15 protein-coding genes are annotated in these 15,539 nt (G+C 60.6%); all 15 read right to left on the bottom strand.

The genetic code is table 11. The features are described 5' to 3' along the window. Window positions 1-602: 602 nt before the first annotated feature. Window positions 603-1,031, bottom strand: coding sequence for a single-stranded DNA-binding protein (locus tag IAE33_RS20165; protein ID WP_201164822.1), 429 nt, complete (start codon window positions 1,029-1,031; stop codon window positions 603-605). Window positions 1,032-1,036: 5 nt separating this feature from the next. Then, window positions 1,037-1,531, bottom strand: a complete 495-nt coding sequence (locus tag IAE33_RS20160) for a DUF3158 family protein (RefSeq protein WP_201164821.1) — start codon at window positions 1,529-1,531, stop codon at window positions 1,037-1,039. After that, a complete protein-coding gene (locus IAE33_RS20155; RefSeq protein ID WP_201164820.1) occupies window positions 1,528-2,301 on the bottom strand; it encodes a PFL_4669 family integrating conjugative element protein in 774 nt (257 codons plus the stop codon). The genes IAE33_RS20160 and IAE33_RS20155 overlap by 4 nt, the downstream gene beginning before the upstream one ends. A 152-nt stretch (window positions 2,302-2,453) precedes the next feature. Beyond that, window positions 2,454-3,668 (bottom strand): STY4528 family pathogenicity island replication protein, encoded by a 1,215-nt coding sequence (locus IAE33_RS20150; RefSeq protein ID WP_201164819.1) that lies wholly within the window; start codon window positions 3,666-3,668, stop codon window positions 2,454-2,456. Continuing rightward, complete coding sequence (locus tag IAE33_RS20145) at window positions 3,662-4,213, bottom strand: DUF2857 domain-containing protein (protein ID WP_201164818.1); 552 nt, start codon at window positions 4,211-4,213, stop codon at window positions 3,662-3,664. The genes IAE33_RS20150 and IAE33_RS20145 overlap by 7 nt, the downstream gene beginning before the upstream one ends. 16 nt (window positions 4,214-4,229) lie before the next feature. After that, window positions 4,230-5,768: a ParB family protein gene (locus IAE33_RS20140; RefSeq protein ID WP_201164817.1), complete on the bottom strand. Its 1,539-nt coding sequence runs from the start codon at window positions 5,766-5,768 to the stop codon at window positions 4,230-4,232. Window positions 5,769-5,782: 14 nt separating this feature from the next. Beyond that, a complete protein-coding gene (locus IAE33_RS20135) occupies window positions 5,783-6,661 on the bottom strand; it encodes a ParA family protein (protein WP_201164816.1) in 879 nt (292 codons plus the stop codon). Window positions 6,662-6,664: 3 nt separating this feature from the next. Further along, window positions 6,665-6,880 carry an AlpA family transcriptional regulator gene (locus IAE33_RS20130; RefSeq protein WP_060498942.1) on the bottom strand — a complete coding sequence of 72 codons (216 nt, stop codon included), beginning with the start codon at window positions 6,878-6,880 and terminating at the stop codon, window positions 6,665-6,667. 114 nt (window positions 6,881-6,994) lie between these two features. Next, complete coding sequence (locus IAE33_RS20125; protein ID WP_201164815.1) at window positions 6,995-7,726, bottom strand: hypothetical protein; 732 nt, start codon at window positions 7,724-7,726, stop codon at window positions 6,995-6,997. Window positions 7,727-8,019: 293 nt separating this feature from the next. Then, window positions 8,020-8,205: a beta-ketoacyl synthase N-terminal-like domain-containing protein gene (locus tag IAE33_RS20120; RefSeq protein WP_201164814.1), complete on the bottom strand. Its 186-nt coding sequence runs from the start codon at window positions 8,203-8,205 to the stop codon at window positions 8,020-8,022. Between the two features lie 102 nt (window positions 8,206-8,307). After that, on the bottom strand, window positions 8,308-8,805 hold the full coding sequence (locus tag IAE33_RS20115) for a PaaI family thioesterase (protein WP_201164813.1): 498 nt from the start codon (window positions 8,803-8,805) through the stop codon (window positions 8,308-8,310). Window positions 8,806-8,891: 86 nt separating this feature from the next. Beyond that, a complete protein-coding gene (locus IAE33_RS20110) occupies window positions 8,892-10,367 on the bottom strand; it encodes an MFS transporter (RefSeq protein WP_201164812.1) in 1,476 nt (491 codons plus the stop codon). Window positions 10,368-10,452: 85 nt separating this feature from the next. After that, window positions 10,453-11,259, bottom strand: a complete 807-nt coding sequence (locus tag IAE33_RS20105) for an oxidoreductase (protein ID WP_201164811.1) — start codon at window positions 11,257-11,259, stop codon at window positions 10,453-10,455. Window positions 11,260-11,297: 38 nt separating this feature from the next. Then, window positions 11,298-14,366, bottom strand: a complete 3,069-nt coding sequence (locus IAE33_RS20100; protein WP_201164810.1) for an efflux RND transporter permease subunit — start codon at window positions 14,364-14,366, stop codon at window positions 11,298-11,300. Next, window positions 14,363-15,466 carry an efflux RND transporter periplasmic adaptor subunit gene (locus tag IAE33_RS20095; protein ID WP_201164809.1) on the bottom strand — a complete coding sequence of 368 codons (1,104 nt, stop codon included), beginning with the start codon at window positions 15,464-15,466 and terminating at the stop codon, window positions 14,363-14,365. Before IAE33_RS20095 ends, IAE33_RS20100 begins: the two co-directional genes overlap by 4 nt. Between the last annotated feature and the right edge of the window lie 73 nt (window positions 15,467-15,539).

Below are 15,539 nucleotides of genomic sequence, written 5' to 3'. Positions count from 1 at the left end.
CCCCGCCCCCCCCCCCCCCCCCCCCCCCCCCCCCGCTTCTTGATGATCTAAGTAATTTGGTGCCCAGGTCCTGAGGGTGGGGACTGATGGTCAGCAGCTCATCGGCCAGGCAGCCTTACAGGTCGGCCAACTGCGGCAGTTTCGTCACGGAAAGGTCAACCAGTCCATTCGCCTCATGTGATTGATTACCCACCCCGAGATAAGAATGACTCAGAGAGTTGCCCCCTTATGAGGCATAGCACCAAAAACAAGCGTATGACCGACCCGTCCGCACTGAGGGATCTTGCACCGATCACACCAGAGTCAAGCAGGTAAGCTAGCGATCAGGGCCTACGAGTTGTTCATGCCACCCATCTGGAACCCGACACTCCGCGAGTGCGAGTGGAGTTGATCGCCTGGATTCAGGAGATCCCGGCACACTAGCGGGCATTCCTTGCCCTGGACCAGTGCCTGGCGGAAGTGAAGCAGTTGCTGGAGAGTGAGCGGCGTGGGAAAGCCCGGCGAAGTTGAACCTGCTACAAGGCGCTGTGCTGCCCGCCGGGTGAGCTGCGCAGCCCCTGCGAAATCGCGCAGTGACCGGTTGTTCCACTGAATTCCGCGGGTCAGCCGGCCTTGCGTGGGGCCTTCTTGCCACCGCCTTTACCATTGGCGCTGGGTTTGTCCTGGGCCTTCTCGCGCATGGTTACCGACGCCAAGCGGTGCGGGAGGATACCAATGCGCCGCGCCTCGACCTTAAAGGTCACCCGCGCGTTGTCTTCGCTGTCCTCCCATTCCTCCTTGACCGTGCGGCCCTCGACCAGGACACGCATGCCTTTCTGGAACAGGGTGCTCCAGTGTTCGGCGTCGCGGTGCCAGAGTTCGACGGGGGCCCAATACCCCCCGCGGTCCTCGTAGCCGCTCTCGCGCGGTACCGGGTTGTCGAAGTAGACGTTGAGCCGCAGCAGGCGCCGCGGTTCATCCGGGTTGGTGTTGAACTCCTGATATTCTGGAACGCTGCCGATGTTGCCTTCACCAACAAAAAACGTACTCATGCGTGCTACTCCTCGATGGGTGAACGGGAAAGGGCGAGTTCGGCGGCCTCGAGCTTGCTGGCACCGGTAATGGCCTGGCGATACAGCGACTGCAGGCTGCTCATCTGCAGGTTCAGCACCACGCGGTTGGTCTCCAGCTGGTACAACGCCTGCCGCAGCTCAGGGTGCAGATGCGGCTGAACCACCGTCTCCTGCCACACCTGCACGCCCATGCGTTGAAAGTCCGGGCTGCGCCAGCGCAGGAAATCGGTGCCCGTCGCGCTGTGCTGCACCATCAAGCGCAGGTCCAGCAGCGTGAAGGGTGGCTGTGCCATGATTGCCAGCATCACCGCCATCAACTCGGTGACCTGGGTGCGCAGGCGCAGGATCGTATCGGCGAACTGCTGCAGCTCCCCCTTACCCTTAAAAGGCTTTAAAAGGCCTTTTAGGGAGGCACCTTGTGCGAGCTCGCGATAGGTATCTGCTGACAAGCGTCGGGCAATTGCATCCGCCAGGGTCATGGCTCACCCCCTTCGGACGGTTCATCCGGTGTCGGTAGAGCCTCCGCCTCTGGTGGATTCGATTGATCTGCTTGACCCAGCTCATCGGGAGTTGGGCCGCTAGTGCTTCGTGTGATCGGTGGGGCGAATTGGGAGCGGTGGCCGCCTTCGAGCACTTTGCGCGGGGGCGTGCCGAACTTGTCGATCGCGTCACGGGCGCGAGCATTGTTAGCGGCCATGTCCTCCCGGCTCACGCCGGCCAGTCGATAGCGCTGGGCCAGACCGAACAGGCTGCGCAGCTCGCGGGCACCGCGATCGATCCAGGTTTCCATGTCAGGACGACCGATCAAAGCCGTGTGGTGGGCGAGCAATACGCGCCGCACCAGGGTGTCGTAGTCGGTCAGCAGGTAGACCGCGAGAAAGCCGAGCTGGCTGCCGATGAACAGCGGCAGGGTGACGGGATGGATGTTGAGGTTTTCGCCGATATCGATCTGGGTGGGCAGGGCGCGCTCCACTCGACTGACCTGTTTGGTCAGCGCGCGCATTTCGGCCTTGGCCTGCAGCAGCTTGTCCTCCAGTTGCAGCATGAACCAATCAGCAAACGGATCATCCTGGCTGCTGGCCTGCTTGAGCAGGTTGGTGACGCCGATGTAGCCGGCCATGCCCATGATCGGATGCACGCCTTCGCGGCCCATGCGGCCTTGCCATAGCCGCGCCGCGTGGTGGGTGTGCAGGGTGAGGGTGATGCTGCTGCGCAGGGAGCCCAGATTGAGCTGGTAGTGATCGGCCATCGCCAGTTACCTCGCCGTCGGAATGACGCCGACGATGGGCTGATCCGTAGAATCCGACGCGGATCAACGCGAAGGTGGTTCGCTCGCATTTTCAAGTAGTGGACGTCCCTGGATTTGATGGCATTGGCATCAAATCCACTGAGCTCCACTCCCTAGGTTGCTGTGCCGATGCCGTGGCAACGTTGTTTGAGTTCCTCCAGGCAGGAAAGGGCGAGGGGCGAGGCCGTGCGCTGACCACTGCGCTTGCTTCGTTCGGCTGGCTCTGTGGGCGTGGGTCTCACTGTGCGCGAAGGCGCGGTTTTGGGGGCCGAGGTCTCGGCACGAGCCGCCCACAGGGTGAATTCGCCCTGGCAGGCGCGCTTGATCAAACCCATCAGGTAGGCGACCGGTTTTCGGATCTCGCCGCGGGCGCAGCGCACCGCGGCTTCATTGATCACCGCTTGTTGCTGTTCGGGCTCAAGCTGACGCATCGCCTGGGTGGCCATGCGCCGCTCGTTCGAACTCAGCGGTAAATCCTCTGGCCATCTTGCTCGGCCAAACGCCACCTGTGCCAGTACCGTACTTTTTTTGCTTTGTTCCTTCTGTACTGTACGGCCGGCGTCGGCATTCCGAACCACAGCCGAAACCGGCGCATTGCTGCAGGATTCGGAATCAGCGGCCGCACCGCGAGAATTTCGAACAAGGTGGGGCAGACCGGGTTCGGAGTATTCTGCATCCGCCCCCTCGTTCATCAACGGCAGTGCACCCTGTGGTGCTGGTGGCAGTGAGCCGAGCCTGTCCTTGTCGACCTTGGCGACCTGCGGGTCGGCTTGAATCTCGGCGATCACGTGCTGTGTGACATCCCGCACCCCCTTGGTGGCGTGGGTGAGGTTCTGCTGCAGCAGTGCTGCGTAGCCGCTATCTAGCTCCAACTGCTCGGCTGGGGTCAGTGGATCGCCGTGCAGGACATAGACGCACCCGCGCAGGCAGCCCTGCGCATCGCGTGAGCGGTCGACCAAGCTCAGCCAGCGGGTGGTTCTCAGGACGTTGAGTGCGCGGGCTATGGTCTCGCGCGATGCCTGGTTGCCGCAGGGGCTGGTTGCCAGATACGGCTGCAGGTCCTCATACCGTGGCGTTTTGAGGTGGCGCTCGGTGATCAGCCAGCGCAGCACCTGCCACGTGTTGCGTTCCAGCGGGGTCAGGCGACGGTCGAGGAGTAGTGCCTGCGGCAAAGGATTGTTGTCGCCGTGGTAGATCGTGCGTAGTGCTGGCTCCGCAGCAGCGGCTGATTGTCGGGCCTGTGCCGCTTGCCACTCATTGCGGCGGCGAAGGGCGTCGTAGCACTGGCGCACCACATCCTGCCAATCGACCTCGTAGAAGCTCAGCATGGTGTGCCTCCGTACAGTTCAATCTGTTGCCAGACCAGGGTCAGGCTGATGTGTTGTTCCTCGGCCAGCATCATCATGGTGTCCAGTGGGTCGTTTTCTGGATCTTCCGTGCGCAACTGGCTCCAGCGGTTCCACACGGCATGTTCCTGCGCTTCGCTGAGCTGAACGGGACGGCCGCGGTGGGTCTCGATTTTCAGCACGCGACGGCGCAGCGCCGTTTCCGAATGGTCCAGACCGAAGCAGCGGTACATGATGTTCGAGCTGGCGCCGAGCTTGAGTGCCCGGTTGATCAGGTGTTCGTTCTGCTCGTCGCGCTCGGCCTGGGCGATCAGCCGGCGAAGTACGGTGATATCGACCTTGACTTCGACCCAGGCGATTGAGGAGTGCGCCAGGTGGGACAGGGTGGTCGGCGGCAGCGACTGCAGGACCTTGATGTCTTCGTCGGCCAGGCCCAGGGCTTTGCAGCGCTGCAGGCGGCCATGGCGCAGCTCATGCAGCACCTGGTTCAACATCGCATGGTTCAATAGGTTGAAGGTCGTGCTCATGAGGTAACTCCTCACGTTATCGATTGGACGACAGCGTCAGCTCGATCAACTGCCGGGCGTGGCGAATCAGGGAGTACAGCTGTTCAAACTGGGCGTCGGGGAGTCGCTCAAGGCCCACCGTCAGGGCAGGGCGCTCGGCGAAGGGCAGGTCGTAGGCGCCAATCAACAACTGGCCAAACAGCGCGGCCGGCAGCTGCTGGCGTTGTTGCCAAGTCACGTCGTCCTGCAGGCGCAGCAAAGCCGAGAGCAACAGCTGAATGCCGGTGTGCCGGGGACTGAGGTTTCCGCCGTGTTCGAGCGTGAGGGTGAAACCCAAGCCGTCTGCGTGCGGGCAGACCATGGCACTGGCATCGGCATACTTGGCCAGGCCCGTGGCCAGCACGGCACAGCGCTCGCGCAAAGTATTGATGTCATCCTGAGCTGGAGCAGGGGGAGAGAGCGAGCCCGAATTTGATTTGCTGATCTCAACGGTGATTGGCGGGGCCGCGATGAGTGGCTCGTCATCATTCAACGCCTCGCGGATAGTGGGTCGGCGGAGCTCCGGGGGCGTCCAACTGTCATCGGCGCTGCTCTCCGGGTCCGCTACGGGTAGCTCACGGGCAGTTTCTGCCGTGTCCTCGATGGCAGGGGGCGGAGAGGACTCGGCGTGTGTCTCCTGCCTCAGCGCCTGAGGCATGTCCGCAGGAGGTGGTGAGCGTCGAGGCTCCTGATGCATCTCCAAGGCAAGCAAACGAGGTGTTTGCTTCAAAAAGACTGCCATTTTGGCAATCAGCTCGTCCTGCAGCTCACTTGAATCCAGTTCAGGCTTTTCACCGTCAAATGCTGACAGCACTTCAAACCACAGCAGCGCGAAGTGCTGAGGATCCCCCAGATACTGGTTCCAGATCGTCTCCGCCCGGCGTCGCAAGTTGATGATACGGCCGATGGCTGGTTTGCCAAGGCCTGCATATAACACTTGCGGAATGACCGGTAGCAGGTGTTCAAGCGTATCGAACATGCGGCTGATATGTGATTGCGAGATCGGGTAACCGCCCTTGCTCAACCGTGTGGAGAGCTCACGCTGGCTGAGTGGAGCACCCGGCGCCTGGAACATGTCCTGGAGTTTCGCCACAGCGAGGGCACGCTCGATGAACGTGAGCTGTCCATGCAGATCGCTCTCGGTCAGGTGCCCAAGCAAAGCATCCGACTCGGATTGCCAAGGGCGGAATAGGCAGTGGATGCGAAAGAAACGCTCGTCACGGGTTTCCTGCCAAAGTTCGCCGAGGATACTCAAGCGTGTGTTGCCGCCGTTGCGAATGATGAAGTGCGCCTCACCCGGGCGGCGGGTAATCGCAGGCGGTTGATCCAGGCCGCGCTCGCGGATCGACGCCTTGATGTCATCGTATAGCGGGTTGCGGACGACGCGCGGGTTGAGCTCGTAAGGACGCAGCTGTTCTAGGCTGACCAGCATGGGCGTGTCGCCGACTGGCGCCGGGGAAATCTCGCGACCAGGCTTTTGCGGAAAATGCGTCTTCTGCAGTTGACGGGTGATGTCATTGGGCGTCAGCGGCTTCATCACTCACCCTCCAATCAGCCGCGACGGAGCAGTTGGCGGCCGGGAATTGAGGGTTGGCCGGATGCATGCGTGCTCGAGACGGCCAGTCGCTCAGCCCACTGCGGGAACAACTCGACTGCAAGGGCGCGCATGACTGCTGCGGCGCAAGGACTGCGACCGCCAGGCGGCGGAGTGGGTTCGACACGGTGCGCAGGCAGCCCCAGTGAAGCGGCATTGGTATAGGCGACACGGTCTGGAATCACCGTGGTGCAGATGTTGACATGGGGGTCGTCCTGGAAGGAGGCTTGTAGGCTCTGCATGATTAAGCGGGTGTCACGGCGGTTAGCATTAACCTGATTGAGCAGCAGCTTCACCGTCGGCAAGGCGACGCCCAGATATCCGTAGGGCTCCAACTCATCAAACAGCCCCAGCGTGCCCCGGCGCAGCTCGCGCGCGGCGAGCATTTCCGGCGGAACTGGGCACAGCGCGCAATCGGAGGCGAGGATCACCATCTCCACGACCACGCTGCGTGCGCCCTGGGTATCGATGATCAGCACGTCGTAGTGATCCTCAAAGGCCGGCAGCAGGTTGCGCAGGCGCAGACGCCCATCGGCCGCGTGCAGCAGGAGGGTACTGATGTGCCCGGCGCGGTCGTTGGACACGATGAGATCCAGGTGTTGGATCACGGTGGCGGAAATCACCTGCTCAGGTGCCGTGAGTTGCTGCGTGATGAGCTCGTAGCTGCCGGACTCTCGGGCTTCGCGCAAAGCGTAATAGCTGGACAGAGTTGGCTGGCTGTCCAAATCCAGTAGCAGGACATGCAAGCCGGCGTCAGCCAGTATACCGCCCAGGTTAGCGGCGACGGTTGTCTTGCCTGCGCCGCCCTTGGTCGAGATCAGCGAGAGGACGTCCATGATTCAGAGCCCGCTAGACAGCCGGTCCTGTACCCACTGCTCGATTTCCAGTGAGTCCCAACCCACGGCGCGCGTGCCAATGCGTCGACACTGCGGGAACTGGCCAGCCTTCATCAGGTTGTAGATGTGCGAGCGCTTGAAGCCGGTTTTTTGCTCCACTTCATCGCGGCGCATGATGTGCCGATCGGCAGTCAACGGTGCAGGGCTAGAAGGTTGCATGATGTCACTCCTTAGCACCGGATGGCGCATGGTGGGATGTGACATTCAGTCAACAACGTGACTCGTTAAAAGTCATTGCCGGGCAACACGAAAGCATTGCCAGGCAACGCTCATTCATGGTTTGGAATAAAGGCTTCGGTTTGCTTCAGCGAAATGCCGATCTAAGGATCGCTTGCTAAGTCCGGCAACATCAGGATAGCGAATCATGATCTCATCAACGATCGCGGCTTGGCTTTTGAAACGGGACAGTGCCTGTCCGCTATTTGAAGTACCCAGCAAGAGTTGCAACAGTGCCGCGATTGCTCGATTTTTGACTGTCGCGCCTTGTTCACTCAGTGGCTCATGCTGCTCCAGTCGTGCTGCTAACACATTGCATTCGAGGTTTTTCGCTTCAAGTGCCTCGACTAGGTTTCGACATTCTTGACGGGTAGCAAGCAGCTCGCGTTCAGCATGTTTTTTGTCAGACAGCAGGCATAAATGAGCGCCCAAACTCACGTCGATTCGAGGATGATCACAGTGCTCAAATAGAAACCTGGGTAGGTCATCCGGGTAGTAAAGCGTCACCCAGCGGCGTAGGTCAGTATGGCGAACGGTGAGAAAGGCACGTTCGATCGGCTGTCCCGGGGGAATAGCGTGGCCCAGCCAGCTGGCAGGAAGGTCATTCCACTCAATCGCATCGTATATACGGTCGATGTATTTGGGGAGATCAGGCCATTGAGGAAACAATAGACTCAGCTTTTCCGGGTATCGGCCAGCAGCCACTAGGATTTCGTGCTCATGTGTAATGAGATTGCTCCATCTCACGGCTGCTTCGAGCGGGGTGTAGTAGGTTTTGGATGAGTCCACGATTGACCTCCCTTCCTGGGAATGGACCGGTATGTTAAAAGGGGATCGTCAGCTCCCTAACCTTTTTCAAATGTGAGATGGGCGCTCTGGGTAGGCCTTCTCAGTTAATCCATTAGTTGGATGCATGCCTGAAGACCGCAAATGGCTTTTTTGGTTCAGCGCCTAGTGTGGTTAAGTGAATGAAAATAGAAAAAAATCATGGCCGTAGGGAAGTGGATATGGACTTTAAAATTAGATGTTCATTCTTTTTCAGGGAGTTAGGTGTCTTGATTCATTGGTAGTCAAAAAATAATTTAGAAGTGCTTTACCTTTTCTCGTTGGTGTGATTTGCCAGTGCCATCGGCAAGGTCACCAGGTAACACTCGAATTCCAGATTTTCCGGCTAACAAGCGAGTCCATGTGGTCTCGGCGCCACATCCCAGTGGCCCAACGATACCTATTCCTGTCACCACGATTCGTTTTGAGTTTTGAGTGCTCATATCATCACCGCTCATTTCATCTGTGCGACGTCTCACGACGAGCACTGTTGGGTAAACTCTCAAATTGCCAATTCGATTAGGCTCCGCGCTTCTCGCCGGCCGTCAATCAGTGGTTGCGACGTCGAAGATAAAGCAGGTTGTCGTTGCATGGGCGTACAGCTTGCCTTGCTCATCTTCGATGTGAGCTTCGGCCGTAGCGAGACGCCTGCCTCCGTGGATCAAGCGACCAGTCGCGCGAAGTGGGCCGGTCTTGTGTGAGGCCGGCCGCACGATGTTGATATTCAGTCCGGCCGTCCTGTAGCAACGCCCGGCGGGCAGCATAGTCTGTACCGCGCAACCTAGCACCGAGTCCATAAGCGCGGAAAACCACCCACCATGCACGCTTCCTAGCGGGTTGTAGTGCTGTAGCAGTGGAATACCCTGAAACACCGCATGCCCCTCGCCGACCTCCAGCAGCGTCATATTCATGGTTTCATTCATGGGCGGGTAAGGCAGTTCGCCGGACATCATGGCCTCAAGAATCTCTCGTCCGCTCTTGCCGACGAGCTGCTCCATTTGAGCGAGACCAGGTAATCCACCGCCATCGCGAATACGCTGCATCGCGTCTGCCTGTTGGCGTCTCCATAGAGGTGTTGCCTGATTATTCCCCATGACTGTCTCCTATACGTTCTACAAACGATCCATTCCTATGCGCGTTCTGAACTCGCATCGAAGGTTTGGGATTTAGCGATGGCTGCGGGCGATGTGTTCACCGGCAAGCACAGGACTGCGGTGAGCAGTGCCAAGCCGATATGGCACAGATAGATGGCATTGAAGTCGGCGCGCTCCAAGCTGGGACTGCCGAGGAGCAGAACGGTCAGTGCAACGCCCATGACCGATCCGATCTGTCGTATGGCCTGGTTGATCGCGCCGCCCACGGCATAGTGGTCAGCCGGCAGGCGACTGACGGCCGCGCCCGACAGCGACGGCATCACCATGCCGATGCCGACTCCACTGAGTAACATGCCCGGCAGCCACTGCGTGAGGTAGGCTGGCTCAACGCCTGGTACGAACAGAAACCACAAGGCACTGACCGCATAAATCAGGCACCCGGTCAGCAGCAGCGGACGGTGCCCGTACCTGCCCGCCACGCGACCCGAAAGCGCTGCTACCGGCACCACCGTCAGCGGTCCAGGCATCATGGCCAGGCCGGCCAATGGCAGCGGATACTTCCAGATCGCGCTCATGTAGAAGAAGAATGCGAAAAACATCATCGAGAACGCGATGCCGAAGCTCAACGTTGCGAGATTGACGTAGCGGTATGTGCGGTTGCGGAACAAGCGCAAATCAACGAGCGGGGCAGAGGCAGTCTGCGCCCAAACGACGAAGCCGATGATGCAAACCAGCCCGATGCTCGCTGCGCCCAGCAGTTCATGGCGTGACCATGCCGGAGACTCCGACTGCACAATCGACAGTGCCAAAGCGCCGATGCCGGTGATCAGTAAGCACATGCCGACTAGGTCCAACGGGCGCCCCTTGGTCTGTAGCTTCGTCTCCGCCAGCAGCCTGGCTCCTTGCCAGATCGCCAGAATCCCCACAGGCACGTTCAGGTAGAACGCTAACTGCCAACCAAACGATGCGATCACGAACGAACCCAGGCTGGGGCCGACCGCCGCAGCCAGACCGCCGACCGCACCCCATAGACTCACGGCCACCGCACGCTTGTTGGTCGGGAACGCTGCCAGCACAAGCGAGAGCGATGCGGGCGTGAGCAAGGCGGCGCCAATGGCTTGCAGAACTCTTGCTGCCACCAGCCATTCCACACTGTTCGCAAGGCCGCAGGCAACGGAGGCCGCCACGAACAGTGCGACACCTCCGAGGAACACCTTCTTACGCCCGTGCCTGTCCGCCAATCCGCCCGCCGGAATCAGCATCGCCGAATAGACTACAGTGTACGCATTGAGCACCCAGGATAGGTCTGCCGGCGTGGCTTGCGGAAATCCCACCCGCAAGGCATTGAATGCCGCGAAAAGGATGGTGCCATCCATGGACACGAGGAACACTGCGACGCTGACCACCCAAAACACCGGCCATGGCGAAACGGCGCCGGGCGGATTGAATGTGGCGGTCTGTTCGCCGTGGGTCGACGAGGCTTGAGTGGTATGGCTGTCCAGGTGGGTCATGGCGTAACTCCGCTTATTGGGTGCAATTGACCTCTCGGAGTTGAGCGCATGGAGTGATCGCCGCTACGAGATGTCGTGGATTGGCTCAGGCCAACCCAAACGTCTTTCTCAGCCCCTTCTCGACGGGGCCGGTAGGCATGAAGCGGCGCAGCTTGGCCAGAAGCGATGCTTCTCCTTTGGGCGTGTGTCGCATCTTCCAGGCCCCCAACGCCGCATCGACGATCGTGCTGGCTACGCCTTCAGGGTCAGGTGCCTTCTGGACATTCTTCTGGATGGCCTCGGTGACCACGCTGAACTGTTTGCCGTAGTCCGGGATCTTGCGAACGGTCTGCGGTGCGTTGAGATCCAGGTTCGTCCTGGTGAATGAGGGTTCAACCAGTACGACACGAACCCCAAACTGGCGCACCTCGTGATCCAGGGTTTCAGAGAGTCCTTCCACAGCGTGCTTGGATGCTGAGTAAAGCGCCATGTATGGCGCCGGCAGAAAGCCCAGCACGGAACTCACATTGACGATGCGACCGGAGCCTTGCGTGCGCATGTGGGGCAGTACTGCCTGGATTGTGCGAAGCAGGCCGTAGAGGTTGGTGTCGAACAACGTCTGAGCTTCGGCAACTGACGTTTCTTCCATTGCGCCGAGCAGGGTGACGCCTGCGCTGTTGACCAGGACGTCGATCCGCGCGGCCTGCGCAATGATGGACTCGATGCCACGTCGCACCGATTCTTCACTGCGGACATCCATTTCGATGAGCGTCACGCCGGAGATCGCCTGTGCCTTTCCCGTATTGCGCACGGTGCCGAACACGCGGCAGCCATGTGTTGCAAACTTGATAGCGGTAGCGCGTCCGATACCCGTTGATACGCCTGTGATGAGAACGACTTTGGATTTAGACATGGCGGATCCTTTTTATGTGATCGGTTGGAGAGAGGCGATCAGCTTCGCGAAGGAGCCGGTCTGATCTTGAACCAGATGGAGTACATTGCCGGCAGGAACACTAAGGTCATGATCGTGCCCACGAACGTGCCGCCAATCAGGGTGTAGGCCAAGGTGCCCCAGAACACCGAGTGTGTAAGCGGAATGAACGCCAGGATGGCGGCCAGCGCCGTGAGCAGAACCGGCCGTGCGCGTTGCACCGTTGCCTCGACCACGGCGTCGAAGGGCGCAAGGCCTTCGAGCTGGTTGTGTTGAATCTGGCCAATCAGGATCAACGTGTTGCGCATTAGAATCCCTGAAAGCGCAATCAAGCCAACCAGTGCGTTGATCCCGAAGGGCTGCCCGAATAGCAGCAGTACCGGTACCACACCGATCAATCCCAGCGGCGAGGTCAGGAACACCATGGCCATTGCAGAGATCGAGCGCACCTGCAGGATAATGGTCAGCAACGTCAGGGCAATCATGATCGGCAGCAGCGGAACAATTGCCTGGCTTGCCTTGCCCGACTCCTCGGTGGAGCCCGCCATTTCGATCTTGTAGCCGCTTGGCAGCGAACTGATGATCGGCTGCAGGTCTTTCCAGATCGCAGCAGATACATCAGGTGGCTGCAGCCCCTCGGCGATATCGCCGCGCACCGTCATCGTGGGCGTGCGGTCGCGGCGGCGCAGGATTGGGTCTTCCATACGGATACCCACCTCGCCGATTTGCGAAACCGGCACCCGCTGGCCGTTCGCGCCCACCAGGGTAAAGTTTTCGATCTGGGCAGGGTCGAGCCTGACCCGGCCAGCGGCGCGGCCGACAACCTGCACCGAGCGGATATCTTCCCTGACCGAGGTGATCGGCACGCCGTTCAGCAGAAACTGCAGCTGCTGCGACACCGAGGCGGACGTCAGTCCAACCGACTGCAAGCGGTCCTGGTCCAGCGCGAAATGCAGCGTAGGCACCAGTGGGCCCCAGTCGGTGTTGACGGTCTTCATCATCGGGCTTGCCTGCAGCACGCCTTGAACCTGTGCAGCAATCTGGCGCAGTTGCGCGGTGTCGGGGCCCATCACCCGGTACGCGACGGGGTAGGGTGAGTAGGGGCCAAACACCAGCTGTGCGACCCGAACTTGAGCTTCCGGCGCCAGGCCTTCGGAGGCCGCCTCCCGCAGCCGATGCTTGAGGCGTTCGCGAGCCTCCTGGTTTTCGGTCAGCACGACGATCTTGGCGAAGGACGGGTCTGGCAACTCAGGCGCCATGGCAAGGAAGAAGCGCGGTGGACCCTGGCCGATGTAACTGGTGACAATCTTCGCTTCCTCCTGCTTGCGCAGCCAGGCCTCGACCCTGATCGCGGTGGCATTGGTCTGCTCGATGGACGTGCCGTAGGGTAGCTGCAACTCCACCAGCACTTCGGGGCGGTCGGAGGTTGGGAAGAATTGTTTCTTCACCAATCCCATGCCCAGCACGGCTATGACAAACGTGGACACCACGGTGCCTGCCACGAGCCATTTGTGGGCGATCACCCAGCCCAGTAAAACGCGGAAGCGGTTGTAGTGACGGGTGTTGTAGATAGCCGCGTGGCCGCCTTCGACCGTCTTGATCTGCGGGAGCAACTTCACCCCCAGATAAGGCGTGAAGGCGACTGCCACCACCCAGGACGCAATCAAGGCGATGCCGACAATCCAGAACATGTTGCTGGTGTATTCGCCGGCGGTGGACTGGGCAAAACCGTTAGGCATAAAGCCGATTGCGGTGACCAGGGTGCCCGCGAGCATTGGGGCAGCGGTATGGCTCCAGGCATATGCCGACGCCCTGATGCGGTCGTAGCCTTCCTCCATTTTCACCACCATCATTTCAATGGCGATGATTGCATCGTCGACCAGCAGCCCCAACGCCAGGATCAGCGAGCCGAGGGTGATCCGGTCGAAGTTCTTGCCGGTTGCGGCCATCACTACGAACACGATCGCCAGGGTCAATGGCACCGCGGCTGCAACCACGACTCCGACGCGCCAGCCCATGCTGACGAAGCAGACCAGCATCACCACCAGCAAGGCTACGAAGAACTTGACCATGAACTCGTCGACGGACGAGGTGATGTTTACCGCCTGGTCGGTCACCTTGCTGAGGCTCATGCCCAAGGGCATGCCTGCGTTTATCTGGGCGGTTTCCAGCTCCAGAGCTTTGCCCAGGTCCAGGCCGTTCCAACCTTCGCGCATGACGACGCCCAGCAGCAGCGCTGGTTCGCCGTCATGGCGTACCAGAAATGTCGCGGGGTCTTCATAGCCACGTTCAACGCTGGCCACATCCGCAAGCTTGAGCGTACGGCCCTTGGTCACCACAGGAGTTTCGCGAATTTTGGCCAGTTGATCGAAGGCGCCATCGACCCGGACCACCACTTGCGGGCCGCTCGTTTCAACGGAACCTGCCGGCGACAGCGCATTCTGGCTGTCCAGCGCTGCAAAAATGTCTTGCGGGGTGACGCCGAGCGTGGCCAGGCGGTCATGGGAAAACGACACGAAGATCCGCTCGGCCTGCTCGCCGATGATGTTGACCTTCTTGACGCCGGGCACGTGCAGCAGTTGCTGGCGCAGGGTTTCGGCATCGCGTACCAGTTTGCGGAGCGGTTCACCTTTGGCCTTCAGGGCGTACACGGCAAATGTGACGTCCGAAAACTCGTCATTGAGCATAGGGCCAACCACACCGGCAGGCATGAGCTTGGCTTGATCACCGGCTTTCTTGCGGGCTTGGTAGAACTCCTCCTGGACGGCAGAAGGCGGCGTCTTGTCCAGCAGCGAAACCATGGTGAAGGCCAAGCCAGGTCGGGTGTAGGTTTCGCTGCGGTCGTACCAGCGCAGTTCCTGCATGCGCTTTTCCAGGGGGTCGGCGACTAGGTCCTGCATCTGCTGCGCAGTGGCGCCGGGCCAGGCAGTGATGATGGTCATCTGCTTGACGGTGAAGGGCGGGTCTTCGGCACGACCCAGCTTGAAGAAAGCGAGCGTGCCCGCAAAGGCGATTAGCAGGATCAGGAATAGGGTGATCGACCGCTCGCGGGCTGCCAGCGCCGACAGGTTGAAATGCGGCTGGATCATCGCTGCTGCTCCGTGGCTTGGGCGACCTGCGCCTGTTCCATGACCTCGGCACCGTCGTGGAGCAGGTGCGCACCCAGCGCCACCACCCGGTCTCCAGGGTTCAACTCACCCTTCACTACAGCGTTCTCGTCACTGACACTCAGTACATCGACCGCGCGTCTGGTCACCTTGGCCGGCTCGCCAGCAATCACCCACACGCTTGCACCTGCGCCCTGGTCAAAGAGTGCACCGACGGGCACCTGTCTGGCCCGCGAAGGGCTACTGGCCTTGACAATATCAATCGTGACGGTTGCCCCCAGCGGGGCGCTCGCCAAAGCCCCGGTCAGCACGTACCGGGCCTCGAACGTCCGCGTGGCGGGGTCGGCGGCATCGGAAAGCAAGCGCAACTTGGCGGGCAACGCCTGCGCGGGGTTGCTGAACAGCGTTGCAACGGCAGTAGAACCAAGTTCCGGTCGCAGGGTTTCCGGCAAGTGCACGACAGCTTCGCGCTGGCCGGCCCGGGCGACTCTGACCACGGCCTGGCCCGCGGCGACGACCTGGCCGGGTTCGGCGAAGGTATCCATCACCACACCCTCGGCATCGGCCAGCAGTACGGCGTAGTCGGTGGCGTTTCTGGCAACGTCAGCCTGTGCCTGCGCGGCACTGAGCTGGGCCTTTGCAGAATCCGCTGCAGCTTTGAGCTGGTCGTAGGAAGAGGCCGAGACCGCCCCCTCGGCCACCAGCCCACGATAACGCGCTTCGTCGTCAGCGGTCTGCCTGGCCCGTGCCCGGGCCGCCGCCACCGCTTGCTGCTGGGCGCGTGCCTGCAGATTCAAGTCCACCGGGTCCAGGCGCATCAAAGGCTGCCCGCGCTTGACGGTTTCGCCGGTGTCGACCAGTCGTTGCAGGACCTTGCCGGAGACGCGAAAGCCGAGGTCACTCTGGGTGCGGGCGACGACTACCCCGGTAAAGGAACGTGCAGGCTCTATGGCGTCCTGCACGACCGCAGCCCTGACCACCGGCGGCTTGTCTCGCGGGTCTTTAGCAGGGGCTGAATCGCCGCAAGCGACGAGGGTGAGGGGCAGTAAGCAACCGACTATTGCGGCAGGACGCAGGCGCATGGGATCCCTTTCTCAAAAGGCGATGTAGGAATCCCATTTTTATACTTGTGACCAAATCTGTCAATGGTCACGA

This window comes from Pseudomonas sp. S60 (genome assembly GCF_016647865.1).
In the GTDB taxonomy this organism is placed as follows: domain Bacteria; phylum Pseudomonadota; class Gammaproteobacteria; order Pseudomonadales; family Pseudomonadaceae; genus Aquipseudomonas; species Aquipseudomonas parafulva.
Note: the sequence above shows the minus strand (reverse complement) of the source record. Positions and strands in the feature narration are given on the sequence as shown.

What these genes read in the sequence shown, in the direction of transcription:
- IAE33_RS20110 (WP_201164812.1), bottom strand. Translation starts at nt 10,367, where the DNA reads ATGACCCACCTGGACAGCCATACCACTCAAGCCTCGTCGACCCACGGC.
- IAE33_RS20120 (WP_201164814.1), bottom strand. Translation starts at nt 8,205, where the DNA reads ATGAGCACTCAAAACTCAAAACGAATCGTGGTGACAGGAATAGGTATC.
- IAE33_RS20105 (WP_201164811.1), bottom strand. Translation starts at nt 11,259, where the DNA reads ATGTCTAAATCCAAAGTCGTTCTCATCACAGGCGTATCAACGGGTATC.
- IAE33_RS20135 (WP_201164816.1), bottom strand. Translation starts at nt 6,661, where the DNA reads ATGGACGTCCTCTCGCTGATCTCGACCAAGGGCGGCGCAGGCAAGACA.
- IAE33_RS20140 (WP_201164817.1), bottom strand. Translation starts at nt 5,768, where the DNA reads ATGAAGCCGCTGACGCCCAATGACATCACCCGTCAACTGCAGAAGACG.
- IAE33_RS20145 (WP_201164818.1), bottom strand. Translation starts at nt 4,213, where the DNA reads ATGAGCACGACCTTCAACCTATTGAACCATGCGATGTTGAACCAGGTG.
- IAE33_RS20095 (WP_201164809.1), bottom strand. Translation starts at nt 15,466, where the DNA reads ATGCGCCTGCGTCCTGCCGCAATAGTCGGTTGCTTACTGCCCCTCACC.
- IAE33_RS20115 (WP_201164813.1), bottom strand. Translation starts at nt 8,805, where the DNA reads ATGCAGCGTATTCGCGATGGCGGTGGATTACCTGGTCTCGCTCAAATG.
- IAE33_RS20155 (WP_201164820.1), bottom strand. Translation starts at nt 2,301, where the DNA reads ATGGCCGATCACTACCAGCTCAATCTGGGCTCCCTGCGCAGCAGCATC.
- IAE33_RS20130 (WP_060498942.1), bottom strand. Translation starts at nt 6,880, where the DNA reads ATGCAACCTTCTAGCCCTGCACCGTTGACTGCCGATCGGCACATCATG.
- IAE33_RS20150 (WP_201164819.1), bottom strand. Translation starts at nt 3,668, where the DNA reads ATGCTGAGCTTCTACGAGGTCGATTGGCAGGATGTGGTGCGCCAGTGC.
- IAE33_RS20100 (WP_201164810.1), bottom strand. Translation starts at nt 14,366, where the DNA reads ATGATCCAGCCGCATTTCAACCTGTCGGCGCTGGCAGCCCGCGAGCGG.
- IAE33_RS20165 (WP_201164822.1), bottom strand. Translation starts at nt 1,031, where the DNA reads ATGAGTACGTTTTTTGTTGGTGAAGGCAACATCGGCAGCGTTCCAGAA.
- IAE33_RS20160 (WP_201164821.1), bottom strand. Translation starts at nt 1,531, where the DNA reads ATGACCCTGGCGGATGCAATTGCCCGACGCTTGTCAGCAGATACCTAT.